The organism is Pseudomonas oryzihabitans (assembly GCF_024652905.1).
Taxonomy (GTDB): Bacteria; Pseudomonadota; Gammaproteobacteria; order Pseudomonadales; family Pseudomonadaceae; genus Chryseomonas; species Chryseomonas benzopyrenica.
Window position 1 is genome coordinate 4,489,477 of record NZ_CP102428.1, and the last position, 19,103, is coordinate 4,508,579.

The 19,103-nt window shown below is 66.5% G+C and carries 19 protein-coding genes; 7 read left to right on the top strand and 12 right to left on the bottom strand.

The window, feature by feature from the left end:
* Positions 1 to 39 precede the first annotated feature (39 nt).
* Together NRG74_RS20805 and NRG74_RS20810 are read right to left on the bottom strand one after the other, a co-directional pair.
* Positions 40 to 897: an SDR family oxidoreductase gene (locus NRG74_RS20805; protein WP_064307551.1), complete on the bottom strand. Its 858-nt coding sequence runs from the start codon at positions 895 to 897 to the stop codon at positions 40 to 42.
* Positions 898 to 997: 100 nt separating this feature from the next.
* Positions 998 to 1,585 (bottom strand): TIGR00730 family Rossman fold protein, encoded by a 588-nt coding sequence (locus NRG74_RS20810; RefSeq protein WP_017642641.1) that lies wholly within the window; start codon positions 1,583 to 1,585, stop codon positions 998 to 1,000.
* A gap of 331 nt (positions 1,586 to 1,916) precedes the next feature.
* Here NRG74_RS20810 and azu point away from each other — a divergent pair, with 331 nt between their 5' ends.
* Positions 1,917 to 2,366, top strand: a complete 450-nt coding sequence (azu, locus tag NRG74_RS20815) for an azurin (protein WP_173150176.1) — start codon at positions 1,917 to 1,919, stop codon at positions 2,364 to 2,366.
* Positions 2,367 to 3,267: 901 nt separating this feature from the next.
* Here azu and NRG74_RS20820 read toward each other — a convergent pair.
* Both NRG74_RS20820 and NRG74_RS20825 read right to left on the bottom strand, forming a co-directional pair.
* A complete protein-coding gene (locus NRG74_RS20820) occupies positions 3,268 to 3,816 on the bottom strand; it encodes a glutathione peroxidase (protein WP_257705203.1) in 549 nt (182 codons plus the stop codon).
* Positions 3,817 to 3,897: 81 nt separating this feature from the next.
* Complete coding sequence (locus NRG74_RS20825; protein WP_007163001.1) at positions 3,898 to 4,227, bottom strand: hypothetical protein; 330 nt, start codon at positions 4,225 to 4,227, stop codon at positions 3,898 to 3,900.
* A 232-nt stretch (positions 4,228 to 4,459) separates the two neighbouring features.
* Between NRG74_RS20825 and NRG74_RS20830 the strand changes: the two genes are divergently transcribed.
* Together NRG74_RS20830 and NRG74_RS20835 are read left to right on the top strand one after the other, a co-directional pair.
* Positions 4,460 to 5,866, top strand: coding sequence for an L-cystine transporter (locus NRG74_RS20830; protein ID WP_064307549.1), 1,407 nt, complete (start codon positions 4,460 to 4,462; stop codon positions 5,864 to 5,866).
* A 547-nt stretch (positions 5,867 to 6,413) separates the two neighbouring features.
* A complete protein-coding gene (locus NRG74_RS20835; protein WP_257706625.1) occupies positions 6,414 to 6,944 on the top strand; it encodes an REP-associated tyrosine transposase in 531 nt (176 codons plus the stop codon).
* A gap of 143 nt (positions 6,945 to 7,087) precedes the next feature.
* Here the strand turns inward: NRG74_RS20835 and ureC are convergent, their stop codons facing one another.
* The 6 genes from ureC to qhpR all read right to left on the bottom strand — a co-directional run bounded on the left by ureC (position 7,088) and on the right by qhpR (position 12,993).
* Positions 7,088 to 8,788: an urease subunit alpha gene (ureC, locus tag NRG74_RS20840; RefSeq protein WP_257705204.1), complete on the bottom strand. Its 1,701-nt coding sequence runs from the start codon at positions 8,786 to 8,788 to the stop codon at positions 7,088 to 7,090.
* A gap of 165 nt (positions 8,789 to 8,953) precedes the next feature.
* Entirely contained in the window at positions 8,954 to 9,259 is a 306-nt protein-coding gene (locus NRG74_RS20845; protein WP_007162998.1) for an urease subunit beta, read from the bottom strand.
* On the bottom strand, positions 9,256 to 9,765 hold the full coding sequence (locus NRG74_RS20850; protein ID WP_257705205.1) for a GNAT family N-acetyltransferase: 510 nt from the start codon (positions 9,763 to 9,765) through the stop codon (positions 9,256 to 9,258). The genes NRG74_RS20845 and NRG74_RS20850 overlap by 4 nt, the downstream gene beginning before the upstream one ends.
* Before the next feature lie 10 nt (positions 9,766 to 9,775).
* Positions 9,776 to 10,078, bottom strand: coding sequence for an urease subunit gamma (gene ureA / locus NRG74_RS20855; RefSeq protein WP_007162996.1), 303 nt, complete (start codon positions 10,076 to 10,078; stop codon positions 9,776 to 9,778).
* Between the two features lie 83 nt (positions 10,079 to 10,161).
* Positions 10,162 to 11,001 (bottom strand): urease accessory protein UreD, encoded by an 840-nt coding sequence (locus NRG74_RS20860; RefSeq protein WP_257705206.1) that lies wholly within the window; start codon positions 10,999 to 11,001, stop codon positions 10,162 to 10,164.
* Positions 11,002 to 11,949: 948 nt separating this feature from the next.
* Positions 11,950 to 12,993, bottom strand: a complete 1,044-nt coding sequence (qhpR, locus tag NRG74_RS20865) for an AraC-like transcriptional regulator QhpR (protein ID WP_068384239.1) — start codon at positions 12,991 to 12,993, stop codon at positions 11,950 to 11,952.
* A gap of 339 nt (positions 12,994 to 13,332) precedes the next feature.
* On the opposite strand from qhpR, the gene eat reads away from it, so the two are divergent.
* The 3 genes from eat (at position 13,333) to eutC (ending at position 17,116) form a co-directional block, all read left to right on the top strand.
* Complete coding sequence (gene eat / locus NRG74_RS20870; protein WP_257705207.1) at positions 13,333 to 14,697, top strand: ethanolamine permease; 1,365 nt, start codon at positions 13,333 to 13,335, stop codon at positions 14,695 to 14,697.
* 22 nt (positions 14,698 to 14,719) lie between these two features.
* Complete coding sequence (locus tag NRG74_RS20875; RefSeq protein WP_257705208.1) at positions 14,720 to 16,111, top strand: ethanolamine ammonia-lyase subunit EutB; 1,392 nt, start codon at positions 14,720 to 14,722, stop codon at positions 16,109 to 16,111.
* A 189-nt stretch (positions 16,112 to 16,300) separates the two neighbouring features.
* Positions 16,301 to 17,116, top strand: coding sequence for an ethanolamine ammonia-lyase subunit EutC (eutC, locus tag NRG74_RS20880; protein WP_257705209.1), 816 nt, complete (start codon positions 16,301 to 16,303; stop codon positions 17,114 to 17,116).
* A 5-nt stretch (positions 17,117 to 17,121) separates the two neighbouring features.
* On the opposite strand, the gene NRG74_RS20885 is transcribed toward eutC, so the two are convergent.
* Positions 17,122 to 17,616 (bottom strand): ankyrin repeat domain-containing protein, encoded by a 495-nt coding sequence (locus NRG74_RS20885; protein ID WP_257705210.1) that lies wholly within the window; start codon positions 17,614 to 17,616, stop codon positions 17,122 to 17,124.
* A gap of 21 nt (positions 17,617 to 17,637) precedes the next feature.
* On the bottom strand, positions 17,638 to 18,066 hold the full coding sequence (locus tag NRG74_RS20890; RefSeq protein WP_257705211.1) for a GNAT family N-acetyltransferase: 429 nt from the start codon (positions 18,064 to 18,066) through the stop codon (positions 17,638 to 17,640).
* Between the two features lie 127 nt (positions 18,067 to 18,193).
* Between NRG74_RS20890 and NRG74_RS20895 the strand changes: the two genes are divergently transcribed.
* Positions 18,194 to 19,099: an alpha/beta fold hydrolase gene (locus NRG74_RS20895; protein ID WP_257705212.1), complete on the top strand. Its 906-nt coding sequence runs from the start codon at positions 18,194 to 18,196 to the stop codon at positions 19,097 to 19,099.
* Positions 19,100 to 19,103: the final 4 nt, after the last annotated feature.

Below are 19,103 nucleotides of genomic sequence, written 5' to 3' on the forward strand. Positions count from 1 at the left end.
AGGGCGACCCCGGCGCGTGCCGGCGTGCGCAGGGGGCATTTAGAGGATCGGCTTGCCGCCGGTGACGGCGATGCGCGCGCCCGAGGTGTAGCTGGATTCGTCGGACGCCAGCATCACGTAAACCGGCGCCAGCTCCACCGGCTGGCCGGGGCGGCCCAGCGGGGTGTTGCCACCGAATTCCTTGACCTGCTCCGGTGGCATGGTGGCGGGGATCAGCGGGGTCCAGATGGGACCGGGAGCCACGCTGTTGGCGCGGATGCCCTTCTCGCCGAGCAGCTGCGCCAGGCCCGCGGTGAAGTTGGCGATGGCGCCCTTGGTGGTGGCATAGGCCAGCAGCGTCGGCCGCGGCATGTCCGAGTTCACCGAGGTGGTGTTGATGATGGAGCCACCCTGGCCCATGTGCTTTAGCGCGGCCTGGGTGATGCGAAACATGGCGGTGATGTTCACATCGAAGGTGTAGACCCACTCGTCGTCGGGAATCTCTTCGAGGGTCTCGTGGGTCATCTGGAAGGCGGCGTTGTTGACCAGCACATCGATGCGGCCAAAGGCGGCCACGGTCTGGTCCACCACCGCCAGGCATTGCTCGCGCTTGGACAGGCAGCCCGGCAGCAGCAGGGCCTCGCGGCCGGCTTCGCGCACCAGGCGGGCGGTGTCCTCGGCGTCTTCGTGTTCGTTCAGGTAGCTGATGGCGACATCGGCGCCCTCGCGGGCGAAGGCGATGGCCACGGCGCGGCCGATGCCACTGTCGCCACCGGTGATCAGCGCCTTCTTGCCGGTCAGGCGGCCGGAGCCCTTGTAGCTCTGTTCACCGCAATCCGGGACCGGATTCATGCGCGATTGCAGGCCGGGAACCTCTTGTTGCTGTTCCGGCATGGGGGCTTTGGGAAAATCGGTCATGGGAGAATCCTCGTCGCTCTTGAAACGTTTGCGGGCCTGTCAGTACCGACAGGCCACAAGCGGCGAGGGTTCGAGACCCGAGACGGGCGGTGTAGCCAGATCAGCGCGGAGCCGATTCCGCCCAGCGCGGCGGCACCGTGGGTTGCCAGGCGGCGAGAGCGTCCAGCAGCGCGGTCGGCGAGTCTTCCACCTGCAGCATGGCGCGATGCGGCGCGGCGACGAAGCCCTGGGCCACCAGGTGATCGAGAAAGCCCTCCAGCTGGGCATAGAAGCCGTCGACCTCCAGCAGGCCCATGGGCTTGGCATGGTAGCCGAGCTGCCCCCAGGTCCACACCTCGAAAAGCTCTTCCAGGGTGCCCAGGCCGCCGGGGAGGGCGATGAAGGCATCGGCCAGCTCCGCCATGCGCGCCTTGCGCGCATGCATGCCGTCGACCACTTCCAGACGCGTGCAGCCGGTATGGCCCAGCTCGGCGGTCTTGAGACTCTGGGGAATGATGCCGATCACCTCGCCACCGGCGGCCAGGGCAGCATCCGCGACCACACCCATCAGGCCGACCTTGCCACCGCCGTAGACCAGGGTGAGGCCACGCTCGGCGAGGGTACGACCCAGGCGCGCGGCCGCTTCCGCGAAGACGGGCGAGGCGCCGGGCTTGGCGCCACAGAAGACACAGACGGTTTTCAGCGACATGGAGACTCCTAGGCAGGCAAAACGCCTAGCCTAGCTGCCCGCCACGCGCGATCAAAGCACCGTCATCGCGCGAGAGAAGCCTCTTCCGGCGCATTGCCGCTGGCGGCCTGGGCATAGCTGGCGAACAACTCGTGCAGCAGGGCGGTTAGGGTCATGGCGGGCGTCCTTGGCTGGCGGATAATGAGGGGGATAGTACCTAGAGGTAAGGCCCGACGACCCGGCAAAGGTTTCGATGGAGGCGATAGAGCGGAGCGGCTCCCTTGCCATGATCGCTGGAACCCGCCACCCTCGCATCGGTCTGACTGGCGACTTTCACGCATCCGGAGGGTTCATGAAATCCACGCTTTTTGCCGCCGCTTTGTTCGCCCTGGGAAGTACCGGCGCCTGGGCCGCCGACAGCTGTACCACCCAGATCGAAGCCGGCGACCAGATGACCTACAGCCGCGCCTCGATCCAGGTCCCGGCCTCGTGCAAGACCTTTACCGTCGAGCTGATCCACAACGGCAGCCTGCCCAAGAACGTCATGGGCCACAACTGGGTCCTGACCCGCGCCACCGACGCTTCGGCCGTTGACGCCGCGGGCATGAGCGCTGGGGAGGCCAAGGGCTATCTGCCCGAGGGCGACGAACGCGTCATTGCCCACACCCGCATGCTGGGCGGTGGCGAGAAGGACGCGGTGACCTTCGATACCGGCGTTCTGGAAGCGGGCAAGGAGTACACCTTCTTCTGTTCCTTCCCCGGGCATTTCGGGTCCATGCGTGGGGTATTGCAGCGGGGGTAAGGGGAGGGTTTGGTTGTGGCGGTCGACCGTCGCAATCCGACCTCTTGAGCAGGAGACGCCTGTAGGTTGGGTTGAGCTTTAGCGAAGCCCAACGCCTGGCTCTAGCTGATTATCGAGTGCTTTGATGGTTTTGATTTCGCCCACCCGGGCGAGTTACTTTTTTCAAACGCCAAAAAAGTAACCAAAAACGCTTGTCCCCACGTTTCGGCCCTCCGCTACGCTCCGGGTGCCCTCATTCCGGCGCCGCTCCGAGGGCACGGCACGAAGGGGCTTCCTGCCCCTCGCGCCTTGCTCGGCGTCCTGCCTCGCATCCCACTGCGCGACACCTGCAATCGGCCTCACTGACGGGGACGGGGCGCAAGCCTGAAGCTTCCGTGTTTACAGGATCTGTAGCATGGAAAACGCTGTGCCGTTGTCCAACCTACCGGCTCTTCAACCAAAAATTTCAGGCTGGCGAATCGCCCCGTTCAGGAGAGCGAACGCCAGCGTTGTGGAGTGGGTCGAGCCGCATGGATGCGGCGAGAGGCCTAACGGGCCATGGACGGCCCGTGTAGGCCGACCCCGGAACGGCGCTGGCGTGAGCGAAACGTAGCGTAGCGAAGTAACAGCCGCAGGCTGGCCCGAAGGGCGAGCAACGCGAGTCACCCGAAGCGCAGCGTAGGGCCGGATGTCCGGGGCAAGCGTTTTTGCTTACTTTTGTCCGGGGCGCGTAGTCCGGGGCGCGCAGCCGCGATTGAAAAAAGTGAGTCGCTCGGGAGAGCGAAACAAGAAGTGCGAGCAAAACTCGATAATCAGCTAGGGCACCAATATTGAAGGTTGACCCTGGCAGTGTTGGGCTTCGCTGGCGCTCAACCCAACCTACGAATCAGGTCACGCCTCGCCATTTACCGGCAGGGCAGCTTCAGCCCTTCGCCAATTCCTTCTCGATGGCCTCCACCAACCGCGGATCATCCGCCGTCACGTCGGGCGCGAAACGACCCACCACCTCGCCATTGCGCCCGATCAGGAATTTCTCGAAATTCCACAGCACCTCGGGCTTGGGATTGGGCGTGCCACCCCGACTCAGCATGCGCTCGCGGAAGGGGCCGTCGCCGGTGGCCTCGGGCTGCGCCTGGGTCAGTTCGGCATAGAGCGGATGCTGGTCTTCACCCTCCACGCTGAGCTTGGCGAACAGCGGAAATTGCACGCCGTAGGTGAGGGTGCAGAATTCCTTGATCTCGGCGTCGCTGCCGGGCTCCTGCTGCTTGAAGTTGTTGGCGGGAAAGCCGAGCACTTCCAGGCCGCGCTCGCGTTGGGCCTCGTAGAGGCGTTCCAGGCCTTCGTACTGGCTGGTGAGGCCGCACTTGGAGGCGACGTTCACCACCAGCAGCACCTTGCCCAGGTAGCGTTCCAGGGTCAGGGTTTCGCCGTCGATGGATTGCAGCGGGAGTTTCATCAGGGTCGCGGTCATGGTCGGCTTCCTCGGAAAGAAGCGACCAGCCTAGCGCAAAAACGCCGCCTCGATGGGCGGCGCCTGTCTGTCGAGTGGGGCTCAGCGCTTGAGCTTGACCACGTCGCCGGAAACGGTGGTGGTGTAGCCGTTCAGGACATAGGCCCAGAACCAGTTTTCCTGCACCTGGGCGTTGATCAGGGCATCGCCGCCGCGGGACTTGATGGCGGCCTGCTGGGCGCGCACGAAGCGGTCGTTCTGCTGGACCGGGATGAAACCCAGGATCATCAGACCGGTGGCCTTGCCTTCGCCGTGACCGACGACGGTGTACTGCGACGGATCCAGGTTCTGCGTCTTCATCGCGGTGCCGGTGCAGCCGGCGACGGCGGCGGCGAGGGCGAAGGAAGCGGCGAGCTTGGCGAAACGTTGCATGGGGTGACTCCTTTTCTGGTTGGCAACGTCGGGCATCGTTTCCCGACGGGACGCACTCTAGCAGCGCCGGGCACGACGGAAATACCGTTCGCCCCGGCGATAGAACCGCTCCTCCCAAGGTCCCAGGGTTATCAGGTGATAGCGCCTCGATCTAAGCCCGGGCGGCCCGAGCTGCTACCATCGCCCGCCTCTCGTCCGGCGGCCGCGCCGGGCGCCGTTCTGGAGACCTCGTGTGAATCTGCCTCTCGTCCTCAACCTCCTCGCCTTCGCCGTGCTGCTCGGCCTGCTGGCGCGTACCCGCAACACCGGCTGGAGCCTGGCCGTGCGTGTCTTCATCGGCCTCGCCCTGGGCGTGGCCTTCGGCCTGGTGCTGCAACTCGTCTACGGGCATGACGCCCCGGTGCTCAAGACCTCCATCGGCTGGTTCAACCTGGTCGGCAACGGCTATGTGCAGCTGCTGCAGATGAGCATCATGCCGCTGGTGTTCGCCTCCATCCTGGCCGCCGTGGCACGGCTGCGCGAGGCTTCTTCCATGGGGCGCATCAGCCTGCTGACCCTGGGCACCCTGCTGTTCACCACCGCCATCGCCGCCTTGGTCGGGGTGCTGGTCACCTGGCTGTTCGGCCTGAGCGCCGAAGGCCTGGTGCAGGGCGTCCAGGAGACCGCGCGTCTGACCACCCTGCAGAACAGCTATGTCGGCAAGGTGGCGGACCTGTCGGTGCCGCAGTTGCTGCTGTCCTTCATTCCGAAGAATCCCTTCGCCGATCTCACGGGCGCCAGTCCCACCTCCATCATCAGCGTGGTGATCTTCGCCGCCTTCCTCGGCGTCGCCGCCTTGCGCCTGCAGCGCGACGATCCGGTCCGTGGCGAGAAGGTGCTGGCCGGCATCGACGTGCTCCAGGCCTGGGTGATGAAGCTGGTACGCCTGCTGCTGCAACTGACCCCCTATGGCGTGCTGGCGCTGATGACCAAGATGGTCGCCACCGCCAGCCCCCAGGACGTGCTCAAGCTGGGTACCTTCCTGATCGCCTCCTATCTGGGCCTGGCCATCCTCTTCGGCGTGCACGCCCTGCTGCTGACCCTGAGCGGCCTGTCGCCGGCGCGTTTCTTTCCCAAGGTCTGGCCGGTGCTGAGCTTCGCCTTCACCAGCCGCTCCAGCGCGGCGACCATCCCGCTGAACATCGAGGCCCAGACCGAGCGCCTCGGCGTGCCGCCGGCCATCGCCAGCTTCGCCGCCTCCTTTGGCGCCACCATCGGCCAGAACGGCTGCGCCGGTCTCTATCCGGCCATGCTGGCGGTAATGATCGCGCCCACCATGGGCATCGATCCCTTCGATCCGCTGTGGATCGCCACGCTCGTGGGCATCGTCACTCTGAGTTCGGCGGGTGTGGCAGGCGTAGGTGGCGGTGCCACCTTCGCCGCCCTGATCGTGCTGCCGGCTCTGGGCCTGCCGGTCACCCTGGTGGCGCTGCTGGTGTCCATCGAGCCCCTGATCGACATGGGCCGCACCGCCCTCAACGTCAACGGCTCCATGACCGCCGGCACCCTGACCGCACGCTGGATGGGCCAGCTGGACAAGGCCGCCTACGACCGCGACGACCGCGCGGAAGCCCCGGCGGCGCCGGTCAGCCGCGGCTGAGTCCGTAGGTTGGGTTGAGCGAAAGCGAAGCCCAACGGTGCCCATGCCTGCTACGTCATGTTGGGCTTCGGCGATGGAGCCGCCTCAGCCCAACCTACGGGTGCCCTATGTTAATTGGGTACAACGTGGATGGTTGAACCGCGTAGGTTGGTGCTGAGCGCAGCGGAGCCCAACACGACCATCCCCAACGGTGCGCATCCCTGCTGCAATGTGTTGGGCTTCGGCGATGGGGCCGCCTCAGCCCAACCTACGGGTGCCCAATGTTGATTGGGCACGTCGTGGGGGGCGAACCGCGTAGGTTGGCGCTGAGCGCAGCGAAGCCCAACACGACCAACTCCAACGGTGCCCATGCCTGCTACGTCATGTTGGGCTTCGGCGATAGAGCCGCCTCAGCCCAACCTACGGGTGCCCCATGTTGATTGGGTACAACGTGGATGGTTGAACCGCGTAGGTTGGCGCTGAGCGCAGCGAAGCCCAACAGGCACGATCTATCCAAAGGCACTGGAAAAGGCTCTAGACTACGACTTTCCATTCACCAGGGACGGTGATCTTGGACTATCGACGCAGCCGCGCCGCGGGCGGCATCTTCTTTTTCACGCTCAATCTCAATGACCACTCGGCCACCTTGCTCGTCGACCATATCGGATCGCTCAGGCAGGCCGTGCGTGAGGTGAAGGTCCGGCATCCCTTCGATATCCTCGCCATGGTGGTCCTCCCCGATCACCTGCACGCGCTCTGGCGCTTGCCGGACGATGATGGTGACTATCCGCTGCGTTGGAGCCTGATCAAGGCAGGTTTCTCCCGGCAGTTACCGCCGTTGGAGACGGTGAATCTGTCGCGCCGGCTGAAACGCGAACGCGGCGTCTGGCAAAGACGCTATTGGGAGCACCGGATTCGGGACGAGCAGGATCTGCAGCGACATTTCGACTACATCCATTTCAACCCGGTGAAGCACGGCCATGCGCGTAGGGCGGTGGAGTGGCCCTATTCGTCCATCCATCGCTATGTGCGAGCGGGCGTCCTGCCGGCGGATTGGGCAGGACAGCGCGATGAGGACTGGGCGGTGGGCGAGCGGTGAGAGTTGGTCGTGTTGGGCTTCGCTACACTCAGCGCCAACCTACGCGGTTCAACTCTCCACGCCGTGTCCAAGCGACGTTGGGCACCCGTAGGTTGGGTTGAGCGCAGCGAAGCCCAACAGGCCGTGCCGTTGGAACAGGCCCTCTAGAACAGAAAATACCGCTGTGCCATCGGCAGGACCTCGGCCGGTTCGCACCAGAGCAGCTGGCCGTCAGCCTTGACCTGGTAGTTCTGCGGATCGACCTCAATGGTGGGCAGATAGTCGTTGTGGATGAGGTCGCTCTTCTGCGCGGTGCGGCAGCCCTTGACCACACCGATGCGCTTCTTCAGCCCCAGTTGCTCCGGCACCCCGGCCTCGAAGGCGGCCTGGCTGATGAAGGTCAGGCTGGTGTCGTGGAGCATACCGGCGTAGCTGCCGAACATGGGGCGGTAGTGCACCGGTTGCGGGGTGGGGATGGAGGCGTTGGCGTCGCCCATCAGACTGGCCGCGATGGCGCCGCCCTTGAGGATCAGGGTCGGCTTGACGCCGAAGAAGGCGGGGCGCCAGAGCACCAGGTCGGCGAACTTGCCCACCTCGATGGAACCCACCTCGTGGCTGATGCCATGGGTGATCGCCGGGTTGATGGTGTACTTGGCGATGTAGCGCTTGACCCGGAAGTTGTCGTTGCCGGCGCCATCCTCGGGCAGCGGGCCGCGCTGCTTCTTCATCTTGTCGGCGGTCTGCCAGGTGCGGGTGATGACCTCGCCGACGCGGCCCATGGCCTGGCTGTCGGAACTGATCATGGCGAAGGCGCCGAGGTCGTGGAGGATGTCCTCGGCGGCGATGGTCTCGCGGCGGATGCGACTCTCGGCGAAGGCCACGTCCTCGGCGATGCTCGGGTCCAGGTGGTGACAGACCATGAGCATGTCCAGATGCTCGTCGATGGTGTTCTTGGTGAAGGGCCGCGTCGGATTGGTGGAGCTGGGCAGCACGTTGGGGAAGCTGCAGGCCTTGATGATGTCCGGCGCGTGGCCGCCACCGGCACCCTCGGTGTGGTAGGTGTGGATGGTGCGCCCCTTGAAGGCGCCCAGGGTGGTCTCGACGAAACCGGATTCGTTGAGGGTGTCGGTGTGGATGGCCACCTGGATGTCGAAGCGATCGGCCACCGCCAGGCAATTGTCGATGGCGGCGGGGGTGGTGCCCCAGTCCTCGTGCAGCTTGAGGCCGATGGCGCCGGCGCGCACCTGCTCCTCCAGCGGACCGGGCAGGCTGGCGTTGCCCTTGCCGGTGAAGCCGATGTTCATCGGGAAGGCATCGGCGGCCTTGAGCATCTGCGCCATGTGCCAGGGACCGGGGGTCACGGTGGTGGCATAGGTGCCGGTGGCCGGCCCGGTGCCGCCGCCGATCATGGTGGTGGTGCCGCTCATGAGTGCCTCTTCGATCTGCTGCGGGCAGATGAAGTGGATGTGGGAGTCGATGCCGCCCGCGGTGAGGATCATGCCTTCGCCGGCGATGACCTCGGTGGCGGCGCCGATTGGCACGCTGACGCCGGGCTGGATGTCCGGATTGCCGGCCTTGCCGATGGCGTGGATGCGGCCCTGCTTGAGGCCGACATCGGCCTTGACGATGCCCCAGTGATCGACGATCAGGGCGTTGGTGATGACGGTGTCGACCACCTCGGCCGCCAGCAGCTGGCTCTGGCCCATGCCGTCGCGGATGACCTTGCCGCCACCGAATTTCACTTCTTCGCCGTAGACGGTGTGGTCGTGCTCGACCTCGATCCAGAGCTCGGTATCGGCCAGGCGCACCCGGTCGCCGGTGGTGGGACCGAACATGTCGGCATAGGCTTGGCGGGAGATTTTCATAGGCGTTGATCCCGAATATAGGTGGTCCGGTTGGCCCTCACCCCGACCCTCTCCCGGAGGGAGAGGGGGAAGAGCGGGAGCTCGGTGTCTGTTCTTGAGCCCCCTCTCCCCTTGGGAGAGGGTTGGGGTGAGGGAGCGCGTAAAAGGCGAAGAGCCGGAGTACCCCTACAGCTTCCCCATCACCCGCCCGGCGAAGCCGTAGACGGTGCGCAGGCCGGCCAACTCGACCAGCTCCACCTCGCGGCTCTGGCCCGGCTCGAAGCGCACGGCAGTGCCGGCGGCGATGTTCAGGCGCATGCCACGGGCCAGGGCGCGGTCGAACACCAGGGCGTCGTTGGTTTCGTGGAAGTGGTAGTGGGAGCCCACCTGGATCGGCCGGTCGCCGCTGTTGGCGACGGTCAGGCTGAGGGTACGGCGGCCGGCGTTGAGCTCGATGTCGCCGTCCTGGATCTGGTATTCGCCGGGGATCATGGGCGCTGCTCCAGCATCAGTTGCATGAAGGTGAGGTCCAGCCAGCGTCCGAACTTGATGCCGACCTGGGGCATCTGCCCGGTGGTGAGGAAACCCAGGCGTTCGTGCAGGCGAATGGACGCCTGGTTGCCGCTCTCGATGGCGGCCACCATGACGTGCTTATCGCAGGCGCGGGCGCGTTCGATGAGCGCTGTCATCAAGCGCGGCCCGATGCCCTGGCCGCGCTGGTCGGGGTGGATGTAGACCGAGTGCTCGACGGTGTGGCGAAAGCCCTCGAAGGGCCGCCAGTCGCCAAAGGAGGCATAGCCCACCACCGCGCCGTCGGCATTCTCGGCGACCAGGATGGGGTAGCCCTGGGTGGCGCGCAGGTCGAACCAGGCCTGGCGGTTGGCCAGGTCCACCGGGGTCTCGTTCCAGATCGCCGTGGTGTTGCTGACGGCGTCGTTGTAGATGTGCAGCACGGCCGGCAGGTCGGCAGGCGTGGCGTCGCGGACGATCAGACTCATGGCGGTCTCCCTAGGCGATCGGCTGGTGGACGGTGACCAGCTTGGTCCCGTCGGGGAAGGTGGCTTCCACCTGGATCTCCGGGATCATCTCCGGAACGCCTTCCATCACCTGGTCGCGGGTCAGCAGGGTGGTGCCGTAGTGCATCAGCTCGGCCACGGTGCGACCGTCACGTGCGCCTTCGAGCAGAGCGGCTGAGATCAACGCCATGGCTTCCGGGTAGTTGAGCTTCACCCCACGCGCCAGGCGGCGTTCGGCCACCAGGCCGGCGGTGAAGATGAGTAGCTTGTCTTTTTCGCGGGGCGTCAGGTCCATGGGTGTTCCGGTTGGCAGATGCGGTCAAGGAAAGTCGGTCGATCATCGCGGCCATGGGCCGCGCCTACAAGAGTGTCGCGGCCTCAGGTGCTCCAGATCCGTGGCGGCATGGCCACGCGGCCGAGCAGGGCCGGGCGCAGCAGTCGCCAGACCTCAATCAGCCAGGCGCGGGCCTGCAGGGATTCGGCGGCCAGGCAGCGGGCGACCACCAGGCCGGGCAGCTGGGTCAGGTCGCCGCGTACCGGCAGGGCGAGGTCGCGGCAGCGCGCCAGGGTATCGGCGTCCAGGGTGCCGGTGATCAGCAGGGTAGCGAACACCGGCTGACCGGCCAGGCCGATGGGCGAGTCCAGCAACCGATCCGCGCCGACCAGGCGTTGGCGCTCATGCCACAGCGGAGTGCCGTCGCGGCGGATGTCCAGGTGCGCCTGGAACAGCCCCTCGGTGAAGCGCTCGGCACTGGCCGGGCGGCCCAAGGCGACGATGTCCCAGTAGCAGAGGCGGGCGTCGCCTGCCAGCTCGATACGGGTGGCGAGATGGGCCTGGGCGCCGGAGAAGACGATGGTCTCCTGGGGTAGCCATTCCAGGGTAGCGCCGGCGGCGACGCGCAGCTCGATCTGCTGATGCGCCGTGCTGTCGGCGCGATACCACTTGGCCGCCCCGGGGCTGGTGAGCTGGGCCCAGGCGTTCTCGCCGACGCTGACGTCGATGTCCAGCCGATCGCCCCCGGCGATGCCGCCCGGTGGATGCACCAGGATGTGCTGGCAGACCTCGGGACCTTCGGCGTGCAGATGTTTCTGCACCCGCAAGGGGCCGACGTGGCGGCGGGTGGTCGGCCGGGTCCAGTCGCCCTGGCGGGCATAGGCCAGCTCCAGGCGCGCCAGCCAGGCGGGGGTGAAGAGGGCAGGAGGCAGAGCAGAGGTCATCGGGGGTGGTCGTTGTTCTGGTTGGGCCGTTTGGGGAGGCCCTTGCAAGAATCTGACCGGGTGGGTGGTATTTGTGAAGCGGGGGCGCTATGGAGGGCGTCGGGATAGGTGCCCGGGCTATTTGCTGAGTTTTGTATGTAGTTCCTGTTTCGCCTGGCCGGCGACTTACTTTTCTTTGCTTGCGGATCGCCGCCCGGTGCAAAGAAAAGTAAGCAAAAGAAAGCACACCCCACGTTTCGGCCCTCCGCTGCGCTCCGGGTGATTCGCTCCGCTCACCCTTCGGGCCAGCCTGCGGCTGTTACTCCGCTTCGCTACGTCTCCCTCGCTCCGGCGCCGCTCCGGGGGCACGGCACGAAGGGGCTTCCTGCCCCTCGCGCCTTGCTCGGCGTCCTGCCTCGCATCCCCCTCCGCAACACCTACACTCGGCCTCACTGACGGGGACGGGGCGCAAGCCTGATGTCCGGATGTTCACAGGTTTGTAGCGTGGAAAACCGCGCAGCGTTTTCCACTGGAAGGTACCGACACTATCAGTGGACAAGGCGACGCCGTTGTCCACGCTACGGGCTACGGGTTTTTATGGTTCTTCAACCAACACTTTCAGGCTGGCGAATCGCCCCGTTCAGGAGGGCGAGCGCCAGTGTCGTGGAGTGGGTCGAGCCGCATGGATGCGGCGAGAGGTCCAGTGGGCCATGGACGGCCCATCTGGACCGACCCCGGAACGGCGCTGGCGTGAGCGGACCCGGAGCGCAGCGAAGGGCCGGATGTCCGGGGCAAGCGTTTTTGGTTACTTTTGCCGCGATTGGCAAAAGTGACTCGCCCGGGTGGGCGAAACAAAAAGTCTCAGCAGACTTCAGTAATCGGCTGGGTACCGATGAGCACAGGTGCTTTGGGCTTCGCTCCGCTCAGCACCAATCTACGTCAGCCGGTCTTCGGCGCGCCGACCCTTCCCTACGAAATCCCCCGCCACTGCCGCGGACTCACCTGAAACCACCGCCGAAACGCCCGTGAAAAGGCGCTGGTCTCCGAATAGCCCAGCAGCGGCGCCAAATCCGTGACCGGCAGCCGCTGCCGCAGGTAGTGCTGCGCCAGGTCGCGGCGGACACCCTCGACCAGCGCCGAGAAGCTCGCGCCCTGGTCGCGCAGGCGGCGCTGTAGCTGGCTGGTGGACAGGTCCAGGCGGTGGGCGATGGACTCCAGGCTGGGTTCGCCCAGGGGCAGCGCCAGGCGTACCGAGGCGCGGACCTCTTCGAGCAGTTCCAGCTGCGGCAGGCGCTGGCCGAGTTGGCGGATGGCGTCCTGTACCACCAGCAGGAGCAGCGGATCGTGGTCGGGCATGGCGCGGTCGCGCAGGTCGGCCTTGGGCACCAGCATGGCGTTGCAGGCCTGGCCGAAGCTGACCGGGGCGTCGAACAGCCGGCGATGCTCGTGCCAGCCCTCGGGCCGGGGGTGTTCGAACTGCACCGCCCGCGGCGCCCAGGTCGGGCCGAGTACATGGCGCAAGAGGTTGAGCAGCATGCCCAGGGTCAGCTCGGCGTCCTGGCGGCGGGCGACGATGGCGCCGTGGCGTACCTGGTAGTCGAAGCGCCAGCAATCGCCGGCGTCCACCAGCTGGATCAGGGTGCTGTGCTGGTGGAAGGGAAAGGCGGCGGCGAAGTTCTGCAGGGCCGCCTCGGCGGTGGGCGAGCAGAGCCCCACGTAACCCAGCAGACCGAGCATCTGCGGCTTGAACTGCTGCCCGTAGTGCAGCCCGAAATTGTCGCAGCCGGACTGGGCGGCGGCTTCTTCCAGGACCCGGCAGTAGTTGCCCAGCCCCAGGCTCAGGGTGGGATGCTGCAACTGTTCCGGATCGATGCCGGCGGTGCCGAAGATGCGATCGACATCGCCACCGTGGCTGGCGATGACGGTGTCCAGCCCGCTGGCGGCAGCGGAGAGCACGCCGAGGTTGCGCGATATTGAGGTCAGGGCGGCGAAACCAGAGGCGGCCAGGGGCATGGGGTGGGTCCAGGGAGGGGATCGGCATGAATGAAGCAAAGGCTGTGCCCCAGGGTGGCAGTCGATCCAGAGCAGGGACCATAACGTCGAGGGCTTCACGCTATTCGGCCCCTTGATGTGCCCCATCGCAGGGCGAGGAGTCGGACATCGCACCAGGGTGGTGCGGCCTTGGGTAGCAGCCTGGGAAGAGGAGTAACGCCGACTTGACCCAAGGTCACAGCGGCCGTGCCGAGCGGTCAAGTCGGCACGGCCCCGGCCTGTTTAAGCTCGAAAAAGCCGGGCAGCGCGGGATCGCGGTCGCCCATTCGGATCACGTCGCTACAAGGGGAGTGGCCTGTCATGACCAACGAGAAACTCAAGCCGACCCTCGGCACCCTGCACCTCTGGGGTATCGCCGTGGGTCTGGTGATCTCCGGGGAGTACTTCGGCTGGAGCTATGGCTGGGGCGTCGCCGGGACCCTGGGCTTTCTGGTTACCGCGCTGGTGGTGGCGGTGATGTACACCTGCTTCATTTTCAGCTTCACCGAGCTGACCACCGCCATTCCCCATGCCGGCGGCCCCTTCGCCTACAGCCGCCGCGCCTTCGGCCCCCAGGGCGGTACCATCGCCGGGATCGCCACCCTGATCGAATTCGTCTTCGCCCCGCCGGCCATCGCCATGGCCATCGGCGCCTACCTCAATGTGCAGTTTCCCGCCCTCGATCCCAAGCTGTGCGCGGTGGCGGCCTATTTCATCTTCATGACGCTGAACATCCTCGGGGTGAGCATCGCCGCCACCTTCGAATTGGTGGTAACGGTGCTGGCGGTGATCGAGTTGCTGATCTTCATGGGGGTGGTGGCGCCGGATTTCAGTCTGGCCAACTTCACCCGCGGTGGCTGGGCCGGGCAGGACCAGTTCTCGCTGGCGGCGGTGGGTGGCATGTTCGCCGCCATCCCCTTCGCCATCTGGTTCTTTCTCGCCATCGAGGGCGCGGCCATGGCCGCCGAGGAAGCCAAGGACCCCAAGCGCACCATTCCCAAGGCCTACATCGCCGGCATCCTCACCCTGGTGACCCTGGCCATCGGCGTGATGATCTTCGCTGGCGGCGTGGGCGACTGGCGGGCGCTGTCCAACATCAACGATCCGCTGCCCCAGGCCATGAAGGGAGTGGTGGGCGAGGGCTCCGTGTGGCTGCACCTGCTGGTGGGCATCGGCCTGTTCGGGCTGGTGGCCAGCTTCCACGGCATCATCCTCGGCTATTCCCGGCAATTCTTCGCCCTGGCCCGCGCCGGCTTTTTGCCCCACGGCCTGGCCAAGCTGTCGCGCTTCCAGACGCCGCACCGGGCGGTGCTGGCCGGCGGCGTGGTGGGCATCGCCGCCATCTTCAGCGACGGGGTGATCAGCCTGCAGGGCATGACCCTGACCGCCGCCATGATCACCATGAGCGTGTTCGGCGCCATCGTCATGTACATCATGAGCATGCTCAGCCTGTTCAAGCTGCGCCGCAGCGAGCCGAACCTGGAGCGCACCTTCCGCGCCCCGGGCTATCCGGTGGTGCCAGCCATCGCCCTGGTGCTGGCGGTGGTCTGCCTGATCGCCATGGTCTGGTACAACCCGGTGATCGCCAGCGTCTTCGTGGTGCTGATGGTGATAGGCGCGCTGGTCTGCGGTCTCAGCCGTAGACAGGGCGACATTGCACCCGACGCCGCCTTCGGCGAGGCCTGAGCAGCGCAACCCGGGAGGTAGCATGAGCGGTTTCCAGCATAGCGTGGGCGGCCAGACCTGGCGTTTCGCCGATCTCAAGGAACTGCTGGCCAAGGCCACCCCGGCGCGTTCCGGGGATGTCCTGGCCGGAGTCGCCGCCGGCAGCGACGTGGAGCGGGTGGCGGCGCAGATGGCGCTGGCCGAGGTGCCGCTCAAGCACTTTCTCAGCGAGGCGGTGATTCCCTATGAGGCCGATGAGGTCACCCGGCTGATCATCGACAGCCACGATGCCCAGGCCTTCGCGCCGGTCGCCCATCTCACCGTGGGCGGCTTCCGCGACTGGCTGTTGGGTGCGGCGGCCGACGAGACCAGTCTCGCCGCCCTGGCGCCGGGACTGACCCCGGAGATGGTCGCCGCGGTGTCCAAGATCATGCGCATCCAGGACCTGATCCTGGTGGCGCAGAAGGTCCGCGTGGTGACCCGCTTTCGCAACACCATCGGCCTGCGTGGACGGCTGTCGACCCGGCTGCAGCCCAATCACCCGACCGACGATCCGGCCGGCATCGCCGCCAGCGTCCTCGATGGCCTGCTCTACGGCAACGGCGATGCGGTGATCGGCATCAACCCGGCCACCGACAGCACCAGCGGCATTTGCGAGCTGCTGAAGATGCTTGATGCGGTGATCCAGCGCTACGAGATCCCGACCCAGGCCTGCGTCCTGACCCACGTCACCACCAGCATCGCCGCCATCGAGCGCGGTGCGCCGGTGGACCTGGTGTTCCAGTCCATCGCCGGCACCCAGGGCGCCAACGAAAGCTTCGGCATCAGCCTGGCGCTGCTGCAGGAGGGCTATGAAGCCGGACTGTCGCAGCGACGCGGCACCCTGGGCGACAACCTCATGTATTTCGAAACGGGGCAGGGTAGTGCGCTGTCGGCCGGCGCCCACCATGGCGTCGATCAGCAGACCTGCGAGGTGCGCGCCTACGCCGTGGCCCGTCAATTCAAACCGCTGCTGGTGAATACCGTGGTCGGCTTCATCGGCCCCGAGTACCTCTACAACGGCAAGCAGATCATCCGCGCCGGGCTGGAGGATCACTTCTGCGGCAAGCTGCTCGGCGTGCCCATGGGTTGCGACATCTGCTACACCAACCATGCCGAGGCCGATCAGGATGACATGGACATGCTGCTGACCCTGCTGGGCGCGGCGGGTATCAACTTCATCATGGGCATCCCGGGCTCGGACGACGTGATGCTCAACTACCAGACCACCTCCTTCCACGACGCCCTCTATGCCCGCCAGGTGCTGGGCCTGCAACCGGCACCGGAATTCGCCGCCTGGCTCGACCGCCTGGGCATCCTGCGCCTGGAGGACGGCCGCTTCCGCCTCGGCGAGGGCCTGCCGGCGCCGTTCCAGCGGGTGTTGGCGCAGATTTGAATGGTTTTTCGTAGGTTGGGCTGAGCGTTAGCGAAGCCCAACGTTGCCAGGCTCGACTCGTGCCTGTTGGGCTTCGACGGTGGAGCCATCTCAACCCAACCTACGAAAGGGCCGAGTGCCAGCCCCAATCCTTGCTTGTCGGGCTTCGACGATGAAGCCGTCTCAACCCAACCTACCGAGGAGGTTGCCATGAAGGACGCCGACACCGCACGTCCCGATCCCTGGGCCGAATTGCGTCGCCTGACCCCGGCGCGGATCGCCCTCGGTCGCGCCGGCACCAGCCTGCCCACCGCTGCCCAGCTGGACTTCCAGGCCGCCCATGCCCAGGCCCGCGATGCGGTACACCTGGCCTTCGACCACCAGGCGCTGCATGAAGGCCTGACCGCCCAGGGCCGCGAGACCCTGGTGCTCAGGAGCGCCGCGCCGGATCGACACACCTATCTGCAGCGCCCCGACCTGGGGCGCAGGCTGTCCGCGGAGTCCGCTCGCGAACTCCAGGCCTATGCCGCCGAGCATCCCGAGGGCTTCGACGTCGCCGTGGTCATCGCCGACGGCCTCTCGGCCCTGGCGGTGCATCGCCATGCGCTACCGTTCCTGGAGCGCCTGGCCGACCAAGCCGGAGCCGAGGGCTGGCGCTGGGCGCCGGTGACGCTGGTGGAGCAGGGGCGGGTGGCGGTGGGCGACGAGATCGGCGGTCTGCTCAGGGCGCGCCTGCTGGTGATGCTCATCGGCGAGCGCCCGGGCCTGAGTTCGCCCGACAGTCTCGGCCTCTACTTCACCTACGGGCCGCGCCCGGGCCTCAACGATGCCTATCGCAACTGCATCTCCAACGTGCGCCTGGAGGGCCTCGCCTACGGCCTGGCGGCGCACAAGCTGCTCTACCTGATGCGCGAAGCGGATCGCCGCAAGCTCTCCGGCGTGCAACTCAAGGATGAGGCCGAGGTGCCGCTGCTGGAGGGTGGGGAAGAAAACGCCCGAGTGGGAAATTTCCTGACGGCGTCTTAGGGGGTTCAGGGACGCGCGCTGGCTTGACGATGCCTGTCCAGCAGGCGGTCGATTGCACTGCGATCGAGGGGCCGTTTCTGTTTTAGAAAGCCCTGCAGCTGATAGGAATTCCAACCATCCGACGCCTTGCCCGGACGCCGGATAGGTCGCTGCGGATCGGCACCGTAGCGCAACAGCAGTGCGACCAGATCCGGCCGATTGAAGAGGATGGCGGCGTTGAGTGGTGTCAGGCCGCCAGCGTCGACAGGTTCATCGGCCGGGCAGCCGGCAGCCAGGGCAGTCTGCGCCATCTGCAAGAGCATTTTCCGGCTCATTCCTGGCTCATCGTAGTTGGCGCCGACAAAGCCCAGCGTTGGTTGAGTCCGAATTTTCCCGCCCGTGGTGAGGCCTAGCAGGCAGCCGCGTTCATCGATCACCTTGATGCCAGGGTCGGCCTGACTGCTGTCGGCCAGCGCCAGCAGCGCTACCAGACCCAGCGTCTGAAATAGGAAAGTGCGCATGGTCCCTCGCTAGCTGGCCGATCAACCCAGCGCCTTGCGCAGGAAGTACCGCGCAAAGCCCGGCGGATAGTCCGCCAGCTCGCCGAAGACTTCATAGCCCAGGCGCTCGTAGAAGCCGCGGGCCTGGAACTCATGGGTGTCGAGCCAGGCGCCGTGGCAACCGCGGCTGCTCGCCTCGGCCTCGGCGCGCAGCAGCAACTCGCGGCCGGCGCCCTGGCCGCGGACGGCCTCGTCCACCGCCAGCAACTGCACGGTCAGCCAGCCATAGCCGGTATAGCCCCAGAGTCCGCCCAGGGATTCATCGCCGCGGGTCAGGCTGATGACCAGGGGACGATAACCGCTCGGTCCGGCCTGGGCTTCGTTGTACCGCCGCAGCGGCGCGGCGATGACCTGGCGTAGATCCTCGTGTGCCTCGTCGGTCAGGTGGTAGTCCAGCGGCGCTACGGGCATGGCGAAGGTCTCCAGAAGAGGGTTGCCTGAGCATAGCGCAGCACCGCTGCGTGACCGCCGGGTTCTGCCGCTTTCGCCGCGCCGGCCTTGGGGTAGCATGACCCTTTACCCATTTCGCGGGGGAGCCATGGACATACGTGAAGGTCGCGCCCGGGTTGGTGCCCTCGAACTGGCCTATGAGGACTGGGGCGATCCCGCCGATCCGGCGCTGCTGCTGATCATGGGCTTTGGCGCCCAGTTGCTGCTCTGGCCGGAAGGCTTCTGCGAGGCCCTGGTCCGCCGGGGCCTGCGGGTGATCCGTTTCGATAACCGCGACGTCGGCCAGTCCTCGCGGCTGAGCTGGCCAGGTGGACGGCCGCCTTCGCTGTGGCCGGTGCTGGGGCGGGCGCAACTGGGCAAGCCCAGTGCGGTGCCCTATCGCCTGGAAGCCATGGCCGCCGATGCGGTCGGGCTGCTCGATCACCTGGGGCTGGAGCGCGCCTTCGTGCTGGGCGGCTCCATGGGCGGCATGATCGCGCAGATCCTCGCCGCCGACTGGCCGCAGCGGGTCGCGCGGCTCGGCATCCTGTTCTCGTCGACCAATCAGCCGCTGTTGCCGCCGCCTTCGCTCAAGCTACTCGGCAGCCTGCTGCTGCGTCCGCCAGCCGATCTGCCGGCGGAAGCGGCGCTCGTCCGACAGAAGGCCCTGTTGCGCGGCATCGAGAGCCCGCGCTATCGGCAGAGCGACGCCGATCTCGAACGGCTGGTGCAACGGATCCTGGCGCGCGGTGTGGATGTGGACGGGGTGCAGCGGCAGCTGTTCGCCCTGCTCGGCAGCGGCGATCTGCGGCCCTTTGCCCGGCGCATCCAGGCGCCGACCCTGGTGGTCCATGGGGCGCGGGATCCGCTGTTGCGTCCGGCCTGTGGCCGCGCTGTGGCCCGAGCCATTCCTGGTGCCCGCTTCGAGCTGATACCCGACATGGCCCACGACCTGCCGGCGCCGCTCTGGCCGAGACTGAGCGAGCTGTTCGCCGACTTCTTCCTGGCGCCCTGAGCTG

What these genes read in the sequence shown, in the direction of transcription:
- azu (WP_173150176.1), top strand. Translation starts at nt 1,917, where the DNA reads ATGAAATCCACGCTTTTTGCCGCCGCTTTGTTCGCCCTGGGAAGTACC.
- eutC (WP_257705209.1), top strand. Translation starts at nt 16,301, where the DNA reads ATGAAGGACGCCGACACCGCACGTCCCGATCCCTGGGCCGAATTGCGT.
- ureC (WP_257705204.1), bottom strand. Translation starts at nt 8,788, where the DNA reads ATGAAAATCTCCCGCCAAGCCTATGCCGACATGTTCGGTCCCACCACC.
- ureA (WP_007162996.1), bottom strand. Translation starts at nt 10,078, where the DNA reads ATGGACCTGACGCCCCGCGAAAAAGACAAGCTACTCATCTTCACCGCC.
- NRG74_RS20875 (WP_257705208.1), top strand. Translation starts at nt 14,720, where the DNA reads ATGAGCGGTTTCCAGCATAGCGTGGGCGGCCAGACCTGGCGTTTCGCC.
- NRG74_RS20890 (WP_257705211.1), bottom strand. Translation starts at nt 18,066, where the DNA reads ATGCCCGTAGCGCCGCTGGACTACCACCTGACCGACGAGGCACACGAG.
- NRG74_RS20820 (WP_257705203.1), bottom strand. Translation starts at nt 3,816, where the DNA reads ATGACCGCGACCCTGATGAAACTCCCGCTGCAATCCATCGACGGCGAA.
- NRG74_RS20860 (WP_257705206.1), bottom strand. Translation starts at nt 11,001, where the DNA reads ATGACCTCTGCTCTGCCTCCTGCCCTCTTCACCCCCGCCTGGCTGGCG.
- NRG74_RS20810 (WP_017642641.1), bottom strand. Translation starts at nt 1,585, where the DNA reads ATGTCGCTGAAAACCGTCTGTGTCTTCTGTGGCGCCAAGCCCGGCGCC.
- NRG74_RS20805 (WP_064307551.1), bottom strand. Translation starts at nt 897, where the DNA reads ATGACCGATTTTCCCAAAGCCCCCATGCCGGAACAGCAACAAGAGGTT.
- eat (WP_257705207.1), top strand. Translation starts at nt 13,333, where the DNA reads ATGACCAACGAGAAACTCAAGCCGACCCTCGGCACCCTGCACCTCTGG.
- NRG74_RS20845 (WP_007162998.1), bottom strand. Translation starts at nt 9,259, where the DNA reads ATGATCCCCGGCGAATACCAGATCCAGGACGGCGACATCGAGCTCAAC.
- NRG74_RS20825 (WP_007163001.1), bottom strand. Translation starts at nt 4,227, where the DNA reads ATGCAACGTTTCGCCAAGCTCGCCGCTTCCTTCGCCCTCGCCGCCGCC.
- NRG74_RS20850 (WP_257705205.1), bottom strand. Translation starts at nt 9,765, where the DNA reads ATGAGTCTGATCGTCCGCGACGCCACGCCTGCCGACCTGCCGGCCGTG.
- qhpR (WP_068384239.1), bottom strand. Translation starts at nt 12,993, where the DNA reads ATGCCCCTGGCCGCCTCTGGTTTCGCCGCCCTGACCTCAATATCGCGC.
- NRG74_RS20885 (WP_257705210.1), bottom strand. Translation starts at nt 17,616, where the DNA reads ATGCGCACTTTCCTATTTCAGACGCTGGGTCTGGTAGCGCTGCTGGCG.
- NRG74_RS20895 (WP_257705212.1), top strand. Translation starts at nt 18,194, where the DNA reads ATGGACATACGTGAAGGTCGCGCCCGGGTTGGTGCCCTCGAACTGGCC.